This is a genomic window from Pseudoflavonifractor sp. An187 (genome assembly GCF_002160275.1).
Lineage (GTDB): Bacteria > Bacillota > Clostridia > Oscillospirales > Oscillospiraceae > Enterenecus > Enterenecus faecium.
This window is the reverse complement of record NZ_NFKG01000001.1, coordinates 285,437-302,697: the sequence shown is the minus strand read 5'-3', so window position 1 is coordinate 302,697 and position 17,261 is coordinate 285,437. Positions and strand designations below refer to the sequence as shown.

Here is a 17,261-nt window from a genome sequence, read left to right as displayed (position 1 = left end):
TGTTAGGATATGACATAGGAGGTAATTCGGATGGCAAAAGGATTTAATACCCGCGGTATGGGCGGTATGGGCGGCATGGGCGGAAACATGAACAACATGATTCGCCAGGCCCAGAAGATGCAGCAGGACATGATGAAGGCTCAGGAGGAGCTGGAGAGCAAGTCCTACGAGGCCAGCGCTGGCGGCGTTGTGACCGCTGTGGTGTCCGGTAAGAAGGAGATCACCTCTGTGACCATCGACCCCGAGGCCGTGGACCCCGACGACGTGGAGATGCTCCAGGACCTCATTGTGGCGGCGGTGAACGAGGCCCTGCGCAAGGCTGCCGACGATGCCGCCAGCCAGATGTCCCGCCTCACCGGAGGCCTGGGACTGCCGTTTTAATACACACGACCCTCAAGGGCTGCTTTCTCACAAGAGAGCAGCCCTGAACCCATTGATAAGGAGGAACCAAATATGGTGAAGTTTTCTGAGATGAAATACCAGCGCCCTGACCTGGATGCGCTGAAACAGGAGATGGGCCAGCTGGTGGAGCAGCTCAAGGCCGCTGACAGCTACCAGGCTGCCCGGGAGGTGTTTTTGCGCAAGGAGGAGCTGGGGCGTCACATTCAGACCATGAGCACCCTGGCCAACATTCGCCACTCCATTGACACCCGAGACGAGTTCTACGACGGGGAAGTGAAGTTCTGGAACGCAGCCGGACCGGAGCTGGAGGAGTACAGCCAGGCCTGGAATTTGGCCATGCTCAACTCTCCCTTCCGCGGTGACTTCTCTCAGGAGTACGGCGACCTGATGTTTATCAATGCCGAGATTGCCCTGAAGACTTTCTCTCCTGAGATCATTGACCTGATGCAGAAGGAGAACGACCTCACCCAGGAGTATGAGAAGCTGCTGGCCTCCGCCCAGATTCCCTTTGAGGGCGGCGTGTACACCCTGTCCCAGATGACTCCCTTTAAGAGCGATGCCGACGACCAGCGCCGTCTCAACGCCTGGAAGGCGGAAGGGCAGTGGTACAAGGACAACCAGGAGGCTCTGGACAGCCTGTACGACCAGCTGGTGCACCTGCGAGACGAGATGGGCAAGAAGCTGGGCTATGAGGGCTATACCACTCTGGGCTATTACCGCATGGGCCGCAACTGTTACACCAAGGAGGACGTGGAGAAGTTCCGCCAGGCTGTGGTGAAGTATCTGGTGCCGGTGGCGGACAGCATCTACCGCCAGCAGGCCAAGCGCCTGGGCAAGGAGTACCCCATGAGCTTTGCAGACAATGCTCTGGAGTTCCGCTCCGGCAACCCCCGCCCCTGCGGCACCGCCCAGGACATTCTGGACCACGGCCGCAAGTTCTATGACGCCCTGTCTCCCGAGACCAGCGAATTTTTCCGCACCATGCTGGATGGGGAGCTCATGGACGTGCTCTCCACCGAGGGCAAGGCCGGCGGCGGCTACTGCACCGACATTCTGGACTACAAGGTGCCCTTCATCTTTGCCAACTTCAACGGCACCCAGGGTGACGTGGAGGTGGTGACCCACGAGGCCGGCCACGCCTTTGACGCCTGGCTCAACCGGGACCGCATTCCTTCCGAGTATATCTGGCCCAGCATGGAGGCCTGCGAGGTGCACTCCATGTCCATGGAGTTCTTCGCCTGGCCCTGGGCTCAGGGCTTCTTCGGAGAGGATACCCGGAAGTTCCACTACAGCCACCTGTCAAGTGCTCTCACTTTCATCCCCTACGGCACCATGGTGGACCACTTCCAGCATGAGGTGTACGCCCACCCGGAGATGACCCCTGCCCAGCGCCACCAGGTGTGGAAAGAGCTGCTGGGGACCTATATGCCCTGGATGAAGCTGGACGGGGAAATTCCCTTCTACAGCGAGGGCGAGGGCTGGCAGCGACAGCACCACATCTATTCCAGTCCCTTCTATTATATTGATTACTGCCTGGCTCAGACGGTGGCCCTCCAGTTCTGGGATAAGATTCAGGAGGACCTGGGGGAGGCTTGGGAGCACTACATGGCCTACACCCGCCAGGGCGGCAGCCAGGTGTTCACCACCCTGCTGGAGCGAGCTGGCCTGGACAGCCCCTTTGAGGAGAGCTGCCTGCAGCGGGTGTGCGCCTCCGCCAAGAACTGGCTGGAGCACTTTGATATGAGCGGAATCGAATAAGCCATGTCAGACAAGAAGAACAAGCATAAGCATAAACGGTGGAACCGGGCGGCCAAGGCGTCTCAATTCACCAGGGGAGCAGGGGGGGAGATGATCTATGTCGGTCGTCACTACTCCTTCCAGGGGGATGAGAGGAGCTATCGACAGGGTATGCGCCAGCGCATGGCGTTGGCGGCCGTCATGGCGGTGGCTCATTTGGCGGGCGGTATGATGCCCGTTCCTGCCTTGTACAACACCTGGTACGTGATTGCTCCTTATATGCTTACGTTTTTTGCGGTGGTTTCCCTGGTTTGGGCGGTGTGCCGCATGGTGTACTGGGGAAATCCCCTGCGGGAATACGTCTATGACGCCACCATCAAGCAGATCCCCATCCGTGCAACCCTGGCTATGATTTTGTCAATGTGCACACTCTGTGGACAGATTGCATATGTGGTGACACATTCCCTGCAAGGGGTTGAGTATCTGTACACTTTGGCATTTTCGGGCCTGGAAATTGTGGTTTTTGTCTGTGCTTTCCTGTGGAAGGGCAGAGAAAATCAGGCACTGTGGTCTATTTAACGTGATAAAGCGCAAAAATTTGTGAGATATCACAGGATGTTCTCGTTGACAATTGGAGCAAAACATAATAGAATAGTCTTTGCAAAATCTGCTGAAAAAACATTTGACCGCTTGGCGTGGACACTGAGGCGGCGAAAAATGAAAGATTGAGTAAGTGGAGTTGCAAAAACCGATTCCCCGGTAGAGAGAAGGGGAGTCGGAATCAGTCCTTGTGAGCTCAGAGGATGGATGTTCTCTTTGTTCAATATAATTTAAGGAGGAATCTCTACATGAAAAGCACGAAACGAGTGCTTGCGCTGGGCATGGCTTCGGTCATGACGCTTGGTTTGCTCTCTGCTTGCGGCAACAAGCCTTCCAGCGACAACAACAACCAGGCCAGTACCCTGGTGGTTGGTGACGGCAACTACGACGGCAAGTTCTCTCCCTTCTTCTACACCTCTGCCTATGATGGAAACATCGTCTCCATGGTCAGCCAGCCCCTGATTAGCTCTGACCGTGAGGGCGCTATGATCCTCAACGGCATTGAGGGCGAGACCAAGGAGTACAACGGCACCGACTACACCTACACCGGTATTTCCGATGTGGTGGTCACCGAGAACGAGGACGGCACCGTGTACTATGACATCACCCTGAAGGATGGCGTTAAGTTCTCCGACGGCACCGAGATGGACATCGACGACGTGATCTTCTCCATGTACGTCCTGTCCGACCCCACCTATGATGGCAGCTCCACTCTGTATGGTCAGCCCATTATGGGTATGAACGAGTATCGTTCCGGCATGGATACCAAGTTCAACCTGATCCTGGCCGCTCCCCGTGACAACACCGACTTCTCCCTGTGGACCGAGGAGGAGCAGACTGCTCTGTGGGCTGCTGTGGACAAGGCTGGCCCTGAGTATGCCAAGTACATCTGCGAGTATCTGATCGCCAACGGCCAGAACAAGGCCGAGGACAGCGTGGCTGCCTGCGCTGCCAACTGGAACTACCCCGACCTGGCTGAGGATGCCACTTATGAGGACTTCTATCAGGCTATGCTGGCTGCCTACAACGGCAATCCCGCTGAGATGGCCCGAAACGAGTCTCCCAGCAGCCTGGCTGATTTCACCAACCTCATTGAGGACTATGATGCCTACAACGTGGGTGTTCAGACTGGTGAGTCTGCTCCCAACATCTCCGGCATCCAGAAGACCAGTGACAACTCCGTGCGTGTGACCACCACCGAGGTCTCCGCCACCTGCATCTATCAGCTGTCTCTGGTGGTTGCTCCTATGCACTACTACGGCAACGAGGAGCTGTACAACTACGAGAACAACCAGTTCGGCTTCCCCAAGGGCGATCTGACCATCGTGCGTGAGAAGAACAGCAAGCCCATGGGCGCTGGTCCCTACGAGTTCGTCAGCTATGAGAACGGCACCGTGGCTCTGAAGGCCAACGAGAACTACTGGAAGGGCGAGCCCAAGATCCAGAACATCAACTTCAAGGAGACCAACGAGGCCGATAAGGTCAACGGCGTGAAGTCCGGCACTCTGGACATCACCGATCCTTCCTTCTCCACTGACGCCATCAAGGAGATTGCCGCAGCCAACGGCGGCAGCGAGGACTTCAACGGTTCCGTCATCACCGTCAACACCGTGGACAACCTGGGCTACGGCTATGTGGGCATCAACGCCGACAACGTGAAGGTGGGCGACGACGGTTCCTCCGATGCCTCCAAGAACCTGCGTAAGGGTCTGGCCACCGTGCTGGCCGTGTACCGTGACGTGGCTATCGACTCCTACTACGGCAAGTGGGCCAACGTCATCAACTACCCCATCTCCGATACCTCTTGGGCCGCTCCCAAGGTTACCGATGCCGGCTATCAGGTGGCCTTCTCCACCGACGTCAACGACAACCCCATCTACACCGATGGCATGAGCGACGAGGAGAAGTACGCCGCTGCCAAGCAGGCCGCTCTGGGCTTCTTTGAGGCTGCTGGCTACACCGTCTCCGATGGCAAGATCGTTGCTGCTCCCCAGGGCGCCAAGATGGACTATGAGCTGATCATCGGCGGCGGCGGTCAGGGCGACCACCCCGCCTTCATGATGTGTACTCTGGCTTCCGATGCCCTGAAGGAGATCGGCATGGAGCTGCGCGTGACCGATATTGCCAACGCTTCCGACCTGTTCTCTCAGATGCAGGCTGGCACCGCTGAGCTGTTTGCCGCCGCTTGGCAGGCCACTGTGGACCCCGACATGTACCAGATCTACCACAGCCAGGGCACTTCCAACTACAACTATGACATCAAGGACGCCAAGCTGGATGAGATCATCATGGACGCTCGCTCCATCACCGATCAGGAGGCCCGTACTCTGATGTACAAGGAAGCTCTGGACATCGTCATGGACTGGGCCGTTGAGGTTCCCATCTATCAGCGTGCCAACTGCTTCATCTTCTCCACTGAGCGTATCAAGATCGACACCCTGACTCCTGATATGACCACTTACTGGAACTGGATGAACGATGTTGAGCTGCTGGAGCTGAACTAATTCTGCACAGAAACAAAGGAACGAGTTCCTGAGTTTACCATCACGGTTGCCCTGCGGCCGTAAGGCCGCAGGGCAACCCTGCGCATCCCTGCACATGAGGCGGCTGTTCCGACCAAAGTCGGTCAGAGCCGGAGGGGCTGCCTGATGTGCGGACGGGGCGAACACATCATGCGAGGCCACGAACCCCTGTGCCTCGCCAACAAATACGGAGGGGATTCTATGCGAAATTTTATCATCAAGCGCGTACTATTATCAGTAGTCATTCTATTTTTCGTAGCATTCATTATTTATACACTGCTGCGCTGTCTGCCCAGCTCCTACGTGGAGACCATGGCTCGTCAGCTGGCTATGGCCCCCGGCGCCAAGCCTTATGAGGAGTGGGTGGCACAGCTCAACGCCCAATATGGTTTGGATTTGCCGCTGATCCCTGGTTTCTTCCACCAGCTGGGCAACATCCTGACCGGTAACTTCGGCGACAGCTGGAAGTACACCGTGCCTGTCATGGAGAAATTCACCAGCGTGATTTGGATTTCTTTTGTGATGGGCGGAATTGCCTTTATTTTACAGCTGATTGTTGCCATTCCTCTGGGCGTTATCGCCGCCACCCGTCAGTACTCCAAGGCCGACTACGCCATCAGCGTGTTCGCTCTGGCTGGTATCTCTCTGCCCACCTTCTTCTTTGCCACTCTGCTGAAGCTGGTGTTCTGCGTGAAGCTGGGCTGGTTTGATTTGGGCGGCCTGACGGGACGTGACTTCCTGCAGTTGGATGCCATGGGGCAGTTCTTGGATATTGCCCATCATATGGTGCTTCCCATTGTTACCCTGGTGGTGGTGTCTGTGGGCTCGCTCATGCGTTATACCCGTACCAACATGCTGGAAGTGCTCAACTCCGACTATATCCGCACGGCCCGTGCCAAGGGCCTGAGCGAGAAGAAGGTCATCTATCATCACGCCTTCCGCAACACCCTGATTCCTCTGGTCACCATCGTGGGTGGCTCTCTGCCCGGCCTGTTTGCCGGTGCTCTGATTACCGAGACTCTGTACTCCATCCAGGGCATTGGTTACACCTCTTATACGGCCATGACTGCCGGTGACATTCCCTTCTCTATGTTCTACCTGCTGTTTATGGCTGTGCTGACTCTGGCCGGCAACCTGATTTCCGACATTCTGTACGCTGTGGTTGACCCCCGCGTACGTATCGCTTAAGAAAGGAGGCGCTTTCATGTCTGACGAGAAGAAAATGAACCATCAGCAGGAGGGCGGCTCCCAGGAGCACCTCTCTCTGAACGATGACCGCCGTGTTAAGGTTTTGTCCCCCGGCGCCCTGGTGGCCAAGCGCTTTTTCCGTAACCGCTTGGCTGTGGTGGGTCTGGTGATCCTGGCCGTTATGTTTGTCTTTTCCTTTATTGGCGGCGTGGTCAGCCCCTATAGCCAGGACGAGGTGTTCTACCGCCGTGAGTTCCAGTCCAAGGAGTATGCTGGCGTCACAGAGAACAGCAGCTTCCGCTATACCACAGCCGAGGGCCAGAGCTTTACCGGCATGGTCCAGGCTCAGTTCATGATGGCTGCCACCAAGGGCCAGACCTCTTTCACCTATGACGGCGTGACCTATTCCCTTGCCGAGGAGGGCGAGGACTTCTATGTGATCTCTCAGGGAACCACCCCTGTGGCTCTGGCATACAAGGATATCGTCAATGCTGAGGACCCCTCCTTGACCGTGGGCTTTGACTTCCAGCGTGCCGCCCTGAAGGCGTACACCAACGGGGAGCAGAGCTTTACCGTGGATGGCACCGAGTACACCGTGGATGAGCACGGCGGCATCAACGAAGCTGGTCAGCCTGTGGCCTATATCAGCCGCTTTGTGGTGCAGTCCAAGGTCAGCGGTGTCACCTTCACCCGTGACTTCAAGGAGCAGCTGGCTGAGACCATCGAAAACGACAGCGATGAGTTCACCTACACCAATGACGAGGGTACCTTCGACTACACCCTGGAGTACGATGCAGACACCAAGAGCTACTCCGTCAGACAGGAGAAGGAGACCCAGGTGTTTGATACCTATTCCGAGCCCAGCAAGGCTCACTGGCTGGGTACCGACCGCAACGGCATGGACATGCTCACCCGTCTGATGTACGGTGGCCGTGTGTCTCTGGTCATCGGCTTCATTGTCGTGATTATCTCCGCCGTTCTGGGTATCATCCTGGGCGGTGTGGCCGGATATTTCGGCGGCTGGGTGGACAACCTGATCATGCGTATTGTGGACGTGTTCTACTGCATCCCCTCCATGCCTCTGATTATTATTATGGGTTCCGCCATGGACGGCATGCGCGTGGACCCCACCATGCGAATGTTGTACCTGATGCTGGTTCTGGGCTTCCTGGGCTGGCCTGGCATTGCCCGTATGGTGCGTGGCCAGATCCTCTCTCTGCGTGAGCAGGAGTTCATGACCGCCACCGAGGCCTGTGGCATCAGCATTCCCCGGCGTATTTTCCGCCACCTGATCCCCAACGTCATTCCTCAGCTCATCGTCATCTGCACCATGAGCTTGGGTTCCACCATCATCACGGAGGCCACCCTGTCCTTCCTGGGCCTGGGCGTCAAGTTCCCCTTCGCTTCCTGGGGTAACATCATCAACGACGTGTCCAACTCCTTCGTGCTGACCAACTACTGGTTCGTTTGGATTCCCGCTGGTATCTGCCTGCTGCTCACCGTGTTGGGCTTCAACTTCGTGGGCGACGGTCTGCGGGACGCCTTCGACCCCAAGATGAAGCGGTAAGAGAGGAGGAGAGACAATGGCTAAGAAAAAAGCAGAAGGCTATCTCTCCGGCCGGGAGGCCCGGCGCATTGCCAAGGAAAACCGCCGGATCACCAACGCCTTTGAGAAACAGCGCAAGCGTAAAAACGTGCCGGAGAGTGAGTACCTCACCCAGATGGCCGATCCCAATAACGCCGTGGAGTTTGATAACCTCCACACCTACTTCTACACCGACGCCGGTGTGGTTAAGAGCGTGGATGGCGTGTCCTTCGAAGTGCCCATCGGCAAGACCGTGGGCGTGGTGGGCGAGTCCGGCTGCGGTAAGTCCGTTACCAGCCTGTCCCTGATGCAGCTGCTCCAGCGGCCCCAGGGCCAGGTGGTGGAAGGCGCGATCCGCCTGAACATGGGCGACAAGGCCTATGACGTGACCAAGATGCCCAACGAGCAGATGCAGAAGATCCGTGGCAACTACGTGTCCATGATCTTCCAGGAGCCCATGACCAGCCTGAACCCCGTGTTCCGCATCGGTGAGCAGGTGGACGAGGTCATCGCCCTGCACCACGGTGAGGGCAAGACCAAGGAGGACATCAAGGCCCGCACCATCGAGCTGCTGGAGATGGTGGGCATCGCCAACAGCCAGGGCGTGTATCAGATGTTCCCCCACGAGCTGTCCGGTGGTATGCGCCAGCGTGTGTGTATCGCCATGGCTCTGGCTTGCAGCCCCAAGGTGATCATCGCCGACGAGCCCACCACCGCTCTGGATGTGACCATCCAGGCCCAGGTGCTGGACCTGCTGCGCAACCTGAAGGATAAGATCAACTCCTCCATCATGTTCATCACCCATGACCTGGGTGTCATCGCTGAAATGGCCGACTACGTGGTGGTCATGTACGCCGGTCGCGTGGTGGAGAAGGGTACCGTGCAGGAGATCTTCTCCAACCCCGCCCATCCCTACACCATCGGCCTGATGGCCTCCAAGCCTGTGGTGGGCAAGAAGATCGACAAGCTCTATTCCATCCCCGGCAAGGTGCCCAACCCCATTGATATGCCCAACTACTGCTACTTCAAGGACCGCTGCGAGATGTGCGTGGCTGGCTGCGAGGGTGAGTACCCCTGCCAGGTGCAGCTCAGCCCCACCCACTTCGTGTCCTGCTACCGCTACTATGACAACAAGAACCAGGGAGGTGAGGGCTGATGTCTGACAAGAAAAGCGTAATTGCCAAGGGCGACTTCACCCCCGTGGAGTACGATCCCCAGTACATTCTCCAGGTCAACCACCTGAAGAAGTACTTCCCCATCAAGGGCGGCATGGTCAGCAAGACCGTGGGCCACGTCAAGGCCGTGGACGGCGTCACCTTCAACCTCAAGCGTGGTACCACCATGGGTCTGGTGGGCGAGTCCGGCTGTGGTAAGACCACCACCGGCCGTACCATCCTCCGTCTGGCGGGGGAGAAGACCGACGGTCAGGTGCTCTTCAACGGCAAAGAGATCTACGACATGAGCCCCAAGGAGCTGCGGGCTCTGCGTACCAAGATGCAGATCATCTTCCAGGACCCCTTCTCCAGCCTGTCCCCCCGTCTGCCCGTGGGTGAGATCATCGGCGAGGCTGTGCGGGAGCACAAGCTGGTGAGCAAGGCCGAGTACAATGACTACATCGACAAGGTCATGGACAACTGCGGTCTGCAGCCCTTCCACAAGGCCCGCTATCCCCACGAGTTCTCCGGCGGTCAGCGTCAGCGTATCTGCATTGCCCGTGCTCTGGCTCTGAACCCTGAGTTCGTGGTGTGTGACGAGCCTGTGTCCGCTCTGGACGTGTCCATTCAGGCCCAGATCATCAACCTGCTCAAGGACCTGCAGGACCAGTACAACCTGACCTATCTGTTCATCTCCCACGACCTGTCTGTGGTGGAGCACATCTCCGACTCCGTGGGCGTAATGTACCTGGGCAACCTGGTGGAGTATGGCGACACGGAGGACATCTTCCGCAACCCGCTGCACCCCTACACCAAGGCTCTGTTCTCCGCCATCCCTGTGCCCGACCCCAACGCCAAGATGAACCGTATTGTGCTGGAGGGCTCCATTCCCTCTCCCGCCAATCCCCCCAGCGGTTGTAAGTTCCACACCCGCTGCCCCTATGCCACCGAGCGATGCAAGGTGGAGGCTCCCTGCCAGCGTGAGGTGGAGCCCGGCCACTACGTGGTCTGCCACCTCTTCGACAAGTAAGATATGGCACGTAAGCCAAAGAAATACGAGGACGATGACGGCCGCGTGATCGCGGATATGAGCGGCCTGTCCCGTCCGTCCCTGTTCCGGCCAGGTCGGCCGGACAGCAGGGAATCCCGGCCCCCGGAGCCCATGGAACAGGAGCGTGAGGAGCGCCCCTGGGAGGATACCGGAATGAGCCGGGAGGACCGAAGAGCCTACATCTGGGCGGCCATGAAAGCGGCTTTGTCCATGGCGGCGATTTACATCGTTGCCTTCGGGCTGTTGATTGCTCTGATGATATGGCTTTGGAATTAATGAAAATAGAGAGCTCTCCGGTGTTGCCGGAGAGCTCTCTGCTTTTTGTTGGAAAATCTGGTTGACCTCAGGGGCAGGAATGGGTATGATGGAGAAAAGGAGGCACAAGGCCATGAATGACATTGAGACTTTGAGACACTGGGTAGAGGCGAGCGAGAACATCGTCTTTTTCGGAGGCGCAGGGGTGTCCACGGAAAGCGGTATTCCCGACTTCCGGTCCCAGGATGGACTATATCATCAGCACTACGATTTGCCGCCGGAGACCATTCTCAGCCACGACTATTTCATGTCCCACACCCAGGAATTTTATCGGTTCTATCGGGACAAAATGCTGTGTCTGGACGTGCAGCCCAACGCCGCCCATCTGGCACTGGCCAAGCTGGAACGGCTGGGCAAGCTGAAGGCGGTGGTGACTCAGAACATCGACGGACTGCACCAGAAGGCAGGCAGCCAGCGGGTCTACGAGCTCCACGGCTCGGTCTACCGCAACTACTGCATGTCCTGTGGGGCCTCGTACCCGGTGGAGGAGATTGCAGCAGGGGAGGGGATTCCCCGCTGTCCCCACTGCGGCGGTATCATCAAGCCGGATGTGGTACTCTATCAGGAGGGGCTGGACCAGCGCACCATCCGAGGCGCTGTGGAGGCCATTGCCAATGCCGATTTGCTCATTGTAGGCGGTACCTCTCTGGTGGTGTATCCGGCGGCGGGACTGCTGGAGTATTTCCGGGGCCGTCACCTGGTCCTCATCAACCGGGACGCCACCAGCTATGACCAACGGGCTGATCTGGTGATTCGCCAGTCCATTGGGGGCGTGCTGGAGGAGGCCTGTGCCCATCTGGAGACTTGAAAGAATAGTAAAAATCAGGTATAATATCCTTTATCTTGACTGCTGGAAAAGGAGACAGGCCAATGAAGCGGACAGTTGCCGTGATGACGGACAGCAATAGCGGAATCAGCGTAGAAGAGGGGAAAAAGATGGGGGTGTACGTCATTCCCATGCCCATTAACATGGATGGAAAGGTCTACTATGAAGGATTGGACCTGAGCCAGGACTACTTCTATCAGCGCATGGCAGCAGGGGCAGAGATGTTTACCTCTCAGCCCTCCCCGGCGGACACCCTGGAGCTGTGGAATCGGATTCTCCGGGGCTATGACCAGCTGGTGTATATCCCCATGTCTGCGGGCCTGAGCAGCACCTATGCCACCGCTCGGATGATGGCCGATGACTATCAGGGGCGGGTGCAGGTGGTGGATAACCGCCGCATCTCTGTGACCCAGTACCATGCGGTGCTGGATGCCCTGGCCATGGCAGAGCAGGGCATGGACGCGGCTTCCATTCGTCGCACTCTGGAGGAGCAGGCAGCAGACGCCAGCATTTTCCTCATGGTGGATACCTTGAAATATCTGCGCCGGGGTGGTCGTGTGTCCGGGGTAGAGGCCTTTGCCGGAGCCATGCTGAACATCAAGCCCGTGCTCACCATTGCCGGAGACAAGCTGGAGGCGGTGGGCAAGGTGCGTGGGGCCAAGGCCGCCCGTCAGATGATGCTGGAGAAGCTGCGAGCGGACATGGAGGGACGGTTAAAGGCCCTCCACGACAGTGGCCACCTGCAAGTGAAAATTGCCTGTAGCCGGGTCCCTGACCAACTGCGGGAAGAGTGGGTAGATCAAGTGCAGCAGTACTTCTATCTGGACTATCCGGTGGAGTGCGCAGACCTGACCCTCTCAGTGGCCTGTCACACCGGACCCGGTGTGCTGGGCGTGGGAGCGGTACGTGTATAAATCATGTGAAAAAGCGGCGGAGCATGAGCTCCGCCGCTTCTATCTTTTATAGGGTCGTGGTGTATCGTAAATCCACGCACACGGTGTCGTGGGGGAAGGGGATATCCTGATGGGTGCCGTCCCAAGAAAAGCCGTGGCGGGCGTAAAAACGCCGAGCGCCTTGGTTTTCCCGCAGTACAAACACATAGACCTGCTGGAAGCCGTCTTCTTTCAGCTGCTCCTTGGCCCGGTCCATCAGCAGGCTGCCGTACCCTTTACCCGTCTCCTGGGGGTGGGTATAGAAGGAGATGACCTCTCCCCAGCCCTGGTAGCCAGAGGCGTCAAAGTGCACCTGCATGCCTCCGCCGTGGTTCTGATTGCCAATGCGGGCAGGCCCGCAGGTGATGCAGCCCACAGGGGTGTCGTCCCGATAGAGGAGAAACCCGTGGTGGCGAGGGGTTCTGGCGTAGTGGGCAAAGGTATCCACCCAGCGGGTGGGGGTGATGTGCTCTTCCATCCAGTCCAGAGGCACCGCCTCCTGGTAGGCGGCCCACCAGCCCAGAGCGTGGATTTCGCTCATGGCGGCGAAGTGAGCCGGGGTGGACGCCTCTACAATGGTGAGCTGTGGCATGGGAATCGGCTCCTTTTAGTGGGCGGCGCCCACCAGGTCCTGCTCCGCCTTCTGCTGGGCCTCCTGCTTGGCAATCTGGCGGGCGTTGGCCAGCATCAGCTTGATGCGGTTCTCCTGGTTGATCTTGGTGGCGCCGGGGTCGTAGTCAATGGCCACGATGTTGGAGTTGGGGTAGTCGTCTTTCAGCTTGCGAATCATGCCCTTGCCCACAATGTGGTTGGGTAGGCAGCCGAAGGGCTGGGTACAGACAATGTTGGGCACTCCGGAGTGGATGAGCTCCAGCATTTCGCCGGTGAGCAGCCAGCCCTCGCCCATCTTGTTGCCGTCGCCCAGGTAGCCGTGGACCAGCTTGTGCATGTTTTCAAAGGTGCCGGGAGCGTGGAAGCGGGTCTTTTTCAGGGCGGCGATCATGTCCTTCTGACACTCTTCAATGTAGCCCTTGAAGATCTGACAGACCTTCTTTTTGATCCACTTGCCGCCGTACAGGTCCACGTCGGACTCCCGGTTGAAGATCTTGAAGATCATGAAGTCGGTGAGGCCGGGCACCACAGGCTCAGCGCCCTCAGAGAGGAGGAAGTCCTCCAGGTTGTTGTTGCCCAGGGGGGAGAACTTGACGTAGATCTCACCCACCACGCCTACACGCACCTTCTGAGGTCCGGCCACGGGGATGTCGGCGAAGTCGGCGCAAATCTGGTCAAAGATCTGGCGCATCTCCTTGCGGTTCATGCCACGGCCTTTCTGGAAGCCCTCAATGAGCTTGTTCTCCCAGGTCTCCACCATCTTGTCGGTGTCCCCCTTCATCACCTCATAGGGGCGCACCTGGTTGGCCACGTTGACGATGAGGTCACCGTACATCATGGCGTAGATCATCTTGCGGATGAGGGGGAGGGTGAGGCTCCAACCGGGGTTCTTCTCCATACCGGAGAGGTTTACCGAGATGACCGGGATGTAGGACATGCCAGCCTTCTCCAGAGCCTTGCGCAGCAGGTGGATGTAGTTGGAGGCACGGCATCCGCCGCCGGTCTGGGTGATGAGCAGAGCCACCTTGTGGGGGTCATAACCGCCATGCTTGACGGCATCAATGAGCTGGCCAATGACCAGCAGGGCGGGGTAACAGGTGTCGTTGTGGACGTACTTCAGGCCCTCGTCCACAATGCCTCTGTGGTTGGTGGTGAGCATATCCACCTTGTAGCCCTCCAGCACCAGCAGCTGGCGGAACATGCCAAAGTGAACGGGAAGCATCTGGGGCATCAGCAGGGTGTACTCCTGCTTCATCTCTTTGGTGAACAGAAGACGCCCATCTTTGGCGTAAACCAATTCAGCCATGTTGTTTTCTCCTTTCGGAACTTGGTCCAGGGGACATCAGCCCTGGTTCTGATCCCGCTCCTCCATGGCGGCCATGAGAGAACGCACACGGATGCGGACAGCGCCCAGGTTGCTGATGTCGTCGATTTTCAGCTGGGTGTACAGCTTGCCGCCCTCTTCCAGGATGGAGCGCACCTCGTCGCCAGTGATGGCATCGGTGCCGCAGCCGAAGCTTACCAGCTGAATCAGCTGCATGTCCGGCTGGGTGCACACGTAGCGGGCGGCGTTGTACATCCGGGACTGGAAGGTCCACTGATTGAGCACCTTCCGGGGGGCATAGTCCTCGTGATAGGCCACGGCGTCCTCGCTGACCAGTACAAAGCCGAAGGAGGTGACCAGGTCGTTGATGCCGTGGTTGATCTCCGGATCAATGTGGTAGGGACGGCCCGCCATGACGATGATGGGACGGCTATCGGCCCGGGCCTTGTCGATGTAGGACTGGCCCACCGCCCGGATTTCCTGCTTGTACAGGTCGTAGGCCTGGTAGGCGGCCCGGATGGCGTGGACCACCTCTCGGCGGGGAATGCCGAAGGTGTCGGAGAACCACTGGGAGCCGATGCGCTCATAGTCCTTCTGGCGGTGTAGTCCGGCATAGGGGTAGAGGAACCGGGTCTTTTTCAGATCGGGCACGTTGGCAGCCAGCAGCTCAGGGTAGTAGGCCACCACCGGGCAGTTGTAGTTGTTGTCCGAGGTCTTCTCATCGAAGTTGTAGGACATGCAGGGGTAGAAGATGGCGTCCACTCCAGCCTCCACCAGAGCCTGGACGTGGCCGTGGAGGAGCTTGGCGGGATAGCACACGGTGTCCGAGGGGATGGTGCGCTGGCCCTTGATGTACAGCTTGCGGGAGGACTCGGGGGAGAGCACCACCTCGAAGTTGAGGCGGGTGAACAGCTCAAACCAGAAGGGCAGGTTCTCGTACATGTTCAGCCCGAAGGGGATGCCGATGCGGCCCCGGGAGCCGTTGCCGAAGCCCTTGCCCTCCATGGAGCGGAGCTTGCGGTACTTGTAGTTGTACAGATCGGGCAGCTCCACCTTCTCCTTGCCCAGGGGGCGGGAACAGCGGTTGCCGGAGATAAACCGACGGCCGCCGTCAAAGGTGTTGACGGTGAGGGAGCAGTGGTTGGTGCACAGGTTGCAGGTTACCGGCTTGGCGGTGTGGGTGAAGTTCTCCAGCGCCTCAGGGCCCAGCAGGGTGGACTTCTCCAGGTGCAGGTTGCGGGCGGCCAGAGCGGCGCCGAAGGCGCCCATGATGCCCGAAATGGTGGGACGGGTCACGTCCCGCTTTAGCTCCTGCTCAAAGGCCCGGAGCACGGCATCGTTATAGAAGGTGCCGCCCTGGACCACGATGTGCTTGCCCAGGTCGTCGGCGCTGGCGGCGCGGATAACCTTATACACGGCGTTTTTCACGATGGAGATGGACAGACCAGCTGAGATTTCCTCCACGCTGGCCCCGTCCTTCTGGGCCTGCTTCACCGAGGAGTTCATAAACACGGTGCATCGGGAGCCCAGGTTCACCGGACGCTGGGCAAACAGGCCCATCTTGGCAAAGTCCGCAATGGAGTAGCCCAGGGCCTTGGCGAAGGTCTCAATAAAGGAGCCGCAGCCGGAGGAACAGGCCTCGTTGAGCATGATGGAGTCCACCGCGCCGTTGCGGATTTTAAAGCACTTCATGTCCTGGCCGCCGATGTCGATGATAAAGTCCACGTCGGGGTTGAAGTGAGCGGCGGCGCGGTAGTGGGCCACCGTCTCTACCAGCCCTAAGTCACAGTTAAAGGCGTTTTTAATGAGGTCCTCACCGTAACCCGTCACCGCAGAGCCCTTGATGGTGATGCGGTCGCCGCACAGCTTGTAGATTTCCTTGAGCTGGGGCAGGACCACAGACACCGGGTTGCCCTGGTTGGAGTGGTAGTAGGTGTACAGCAGGCCGCCATCGGGGGCGATGAGGGCCATTTTGGTGGTGGTGGAACCGGCATCAATGCCCAGGTAGGCGTTGCCGGTGTAGGTGTGAATGTCCAGCTGGGGGGGCGTGGAGGCGTTGTGGCGGGCCACAAAGGCGTCGTACTCCTCCTGAGACTGGAACAGGGGGGGCATGGTGTCCACCACGGTGGTGGCGTCCCGGCTCTCCTCCAGCAGCTTCAACAGCTCCTCAAAGGGACGGGCGGCGTACTCCTCCGAGCACAGGGCAGCGCCAATGGCGGCAAAGCAGTCGCCGTCCTTGGGGAAGATGGCGTGCTCCTCGTCCAGCTGGAGGGTCTCCACAAAGCGCTCCCGCAGGCCCTTTAAGAAGGTGAGGGGGCCGCCCAAAAAGACGATCTTGCCCTTGAGCTCTCGGCCCTGGGTGAGGCCAGCCACAGTCTGGTCCACCACCGCCTGGAAGATGGAGGCGGCCACGTCCTCTTTCCGTCCACCCTGGTTGAGGATGGGCTGGATGTCGGACTTGGCAAACACGCCGCACCGGGAGGCGATGGGGTAGATCTTTTCGTGTTTCAGGGACAGTTCATCCAGCTCATTGACCGTGACGTTCATCAGCGTGGCCATCTGGTCAATGAAGGCTCCGGTACCGCCGGCGCAGGAGCCGTTCATACGCTCCTCCAAAGCGCCGCCGAAGAAGATGATCTTGGCGTCCTCGCCGCCCAGCTCGATGACGGCGTCCGTGTCGGGAATGTAGGTGTTCACCGCGGCAGCAGTGGCATATACCTCCTGGACAAAGTCCAGTCCAGCGGCCTTGGCCACGCCCAATCCGGCAGAGCCGGTGATGACCAGCTTCACCTCTTTGCCCCGCAGCATATCCTCAATGGAGTGCAGGGTCTCACAGGCCCGTTCCCGGGTCTTGGAATAATGCCGCTCATAGGAGCGGAATAATACTTGGTTCTCTTCGTCCAGCACCACCACTTTGACGGTGGTGGAGCCGATATCAATGCCCACTCGCAAACTCATAATGGCACCTTCCTGAATCAATAAAATAAAGCAGTGCTACTATTATATAAAAGAA

The 17,261-nt window shown here is 58.4% G+C and carries 14 protein-coding genes; 11 read left to right on the top strand and 3 right to left on the bottom strand.

Features of this window, described 5'->3' with window-relative positions; genetic code table 11:
- The first annotated feature begins 30 nt into the window (after nucleotides 1-30).
- The 11 genes from B5F22_RS01505 to B5F22_RS01455 all read left to right on the top strand — a co-directional run bounded on the left by B5F22_RS01505 (nucleotide 31) and on the right by B5F22_RS01455 (nucleotide 12,294).
- On the top strand, nucleotides 31-381 hold the full coding sequence (locus tag B5F22_RS01505) for a YbaB/EbfC family nucleoid-associated protein (RefSeq protein ID WP_087229553.1): 351 nt from the start codon (nucleotides 31-33) through the stop codon (nucleotides 379-381).
- A 72-nt stretch (nucleotides 382-453) separates the two neighbouring features.
- Nucleotides 454-2,160 carry a M3 family oligoendopeptidase gene (locus B5F22_RS01500; protein ID WP_343219397.1) on the top strand — a complete coding sequence of 569 codons (1,707 nt, stop codon included), beginning with the start codon at nucleotides 454-456 and terminating at the stop codon, nucleotides 2,158-2,160.
- 150 nt (nucleotides 2,161-2,310) lie between these two features.
- Complete coding sequence (locus B5F22_RS01495; RefSeq protein WP_143482146.1) at nucleotides 2,311-2,718, top strand: hypothetical protein; 408 nt, start codon at nucleotides 2,311-2,313, stop codon at nucleotides 2,716-2,718.
- A 269-nt stretch (nucleotides 2,719-2,987) separates the two neighbouring features.
- The gene (locus B5F22_RS01490; RefSeq protein WP_087390022.1) at nucleotides 2,988-5,243 is read left to right on the top strand and encodes an ABC transporter substrate-binding protein; all 2,256 of its coding nucleotides are present in this window, start codon (nucleotides 2,988-2,990) and stop codon (nucleotides 5,241-5,243) included.
- A gap of 219 nt (nucleotides 5,244-5,462) precedes the next feature.
- Nucleotides 5,463-6,449, top strand: a complete 987-nt coding sequence (locus tag B5F22_RS01485) for an ABC transporter permease (RefSeq protein ID WP_087370559.1) — start codon at nucleotides 5,463-5,465, stop codon at nucleotides 6,447-6,449.
- A 16-nt stretch (nucleotides 6,450-6,465) separates the two neighbouring features.
- Nucleotides 6,466-8,016: an ABC transporter permease gene (locus B5F22_RS01480; RefSeq protein ID WP_087390020.1), complete on the top strand. Its 1,551-nt coding sequence runs from the start codon at nucleotides 6,466-6,468 to the stop codon at nucleotides 8,014-8,016.
- Between the two features lie 16 nt (nucleotides 8,017-8,032).
- Nucleotides 8,033-9,190: an ABC transporter ATP-binding protein gene (locus B5F22_RS01475; RefSeq protein WP_087390017.1), complete on the top strand. Its 1,158-nt coding sequence runs from the start codon at nucleotides 8,033-8,035 to the stop codon at nucleotides 9,188-9,190.
- Between the two features lie 113 nt (nucleotides 9,191-9,303).
- Entirely contained in the window at nucleotides 9,304-10,218 is a 915-nt protein-coding gene (locus B5F22_RS01470; protein ID WP_343219398.1) for an oligopeptide/dipeptide ABC transporter ATP-binding protein, read from the top strand.
- Nucleotides 10,219-10,221: 3 nt separating this feature from the next.
- Entirely contained in the window at nucleotides 10,222-10,515 is a 294-nt protein-coding gene (locus B5F22_RS01465; protein WP_087370460.1) for a hypothetical protein, read from the top strand.
- Nucleotides 10,516-10,627: 112 nt separating this feature from the next.
- On the top strand, nucleotides 10,628-11,362 hold the full coding sequence (locus B5F22_RS01460) for an NAD-dependent protein deacylase (RefSeq protein ID WP_087390014.1): 735 nt from the start codon (nucleotides 10,628-10,630) through the stop codon (nucleotides 11,360-11,362).
- A 62-nt stretch (nucleotides 11,363-11,424) separates the two neighbouring features.
- Nucleotides 11,425-12,294: a DegV family protein gene (locus B5F22_RS01455; protein WP_087390010.1), complete on the top strand. Its 870-nt coding sequence runs from the start codon at nucleotides 11,425-11,427 to the stop codon at nucleotides 12,292-12,294.
- A gap of 46 nt (nucleotides 12,295-12,340) precedes the next feature.
- Here the strand turns inward: B5F22_RS01455 and B5F22_RS01450 are convergent, their stop codons facing one another.
- The 3 genes from B5F22_RS01450 to B5F22_RS01440 are packed head-to-tail and all read right to left on the bottom strand — an operon-like array spanning nucleotide 12,341 to nucleotide 17,206.
- The gene (locus B5F22_RS01450) at nucleotides 12,341-12,904 is read right to left on the bottom strand and encodes a GNAT family N-acetyltransferase (protein WP_087390007.1); all 564 of its coding nucleotides are present in this window, start codon (nucleotides 12,902-12,904) and stop codon (nucleotides 12,341-12,343) included.
- 15 nt (nucleotides 12,905-12,919) lie between these two features.
- On the bottom strand, nucleotides 12,920-14,230 hold the full coding sequence (locus B5F22_RS01445; RefSeq protein ID WP_087390003.1) for a 2-hydroxyacyl-CoA dehydratase: 1,311 nt from the start codon (nucleotides 14,228-14,230) through the stop codon (nucleotides 12,920-12,922).
- Between the two features lie 36 nt (nucleotides 14,231-14,266).
- Nucleotides 14,267-17,206: an acyl-CoA dehydratase activase gene (locus tag B5F22_RS01440; RefSeq protein ID WP_087390000.1), complete on the bottom strand. Its 2,940-nt coding sequence runs from the start codon at nucleotides 17,204-17,206 to the stop codon at nucleotides 14,267-14,269.
- Between the last annotated feature and the right edge of the window lie 55 nt (nucleotides 17,207-17,261).

Coding starts and splice junctions, on each gene's coding strand:
- B5F22_RS01505 (WP_087229553.1), top strand. CDS start 31: ATGGCAAAAGGATTTAATACCCGCGGTATGGGCGGTATGGGCGGCATG.
- B5F22_RS01500 (WP_343219397.1), top strand. CDS start 454: ATGGTGAAGTTTTCTGAGATGAAATACCAGCGCCCTGACCTGGATGCG.
- B5F22_RS01495 (WP_143482146.1), top strand. CDS start 2,311: ATGCGCCAGCGCATGGCGTTGGCGGCCGTCATGGCGGTGGCTCATTTG.
- B5F22_RS01490 (WP_087390022.1), top strand. CDS start 2,988: ATGAAAAGCACGAAACGAGTGCTTGCGCTGGGCATGGCTTCGGTCATG.
- B5F22_RS01485 (WP_087370559.1), top strand. CDS start 5,463: ATGCGAAATTTTATCATCAAGCGCGTACTATTATCAGTAGTCATTCTA.
- B5F22_RS01480 (WP_087390020.1), top strand. CDS start 6,466: ATGTCTGACGAGAAGAAAATGAACCATCAGCAGGAGGGCGGCTCCCAG.
- B5F22_RS01475 (WP_087390017.1), top strand. CDS start 8,033: ATGGCTAAGAAAAAAGCAGAAGGCTATCTCTCCGGCCGGGAGGCCCGG.
- B5F22_RS01470 (WP_343219398.1), top strand. CDS start 9,304: ATGGTCAGCAAGACCGTGGGCCACGTCAAGGCCGTGGACGGCGTCACC.
- B5F22_RS01465 (WP_087370460.1), top strand. CDS start 10,222: ATGGCACGTAAGCCAAAGAAATACGAGGACGATGACGGCCGCGTGATC.
- B5F22_RS01460 (WP_087390014.1), top strand. CDS start 10,628: ATGAATGACATTGAGACTTTGAGACACTGGGTAGAGGCGAGCGAGAAC.
- B5F22_RS01455 (WP_087390010.1), top strand. CDS start 11,425: ATGAAGCGGACAGTTGCCGTGATGACGGACAGCAATAGCGGAATCAGC.
- B5F22_RS01450 (WP_087390007.1), bottom strand. CDS start 12,904: ATGCCACAGCTCACCATTGTAGAGGCGTCCACCCCGGCTCACTTCGCC.
- B5F22_RS01445 (WP_087390003.1), bottom strand. CDS start 14,230: ATGGCTGAATTGGTTTACGCCAAAGATGGGCGTCTTCTGTTCACCAAA.
- B5F22_RS01440 (WP_087390000.1), bottom strand. CDS start 17,206: ATGAGTTTGCGAGTGGGCATTGATATCGGCTCCACCACCGTCAAAGTG.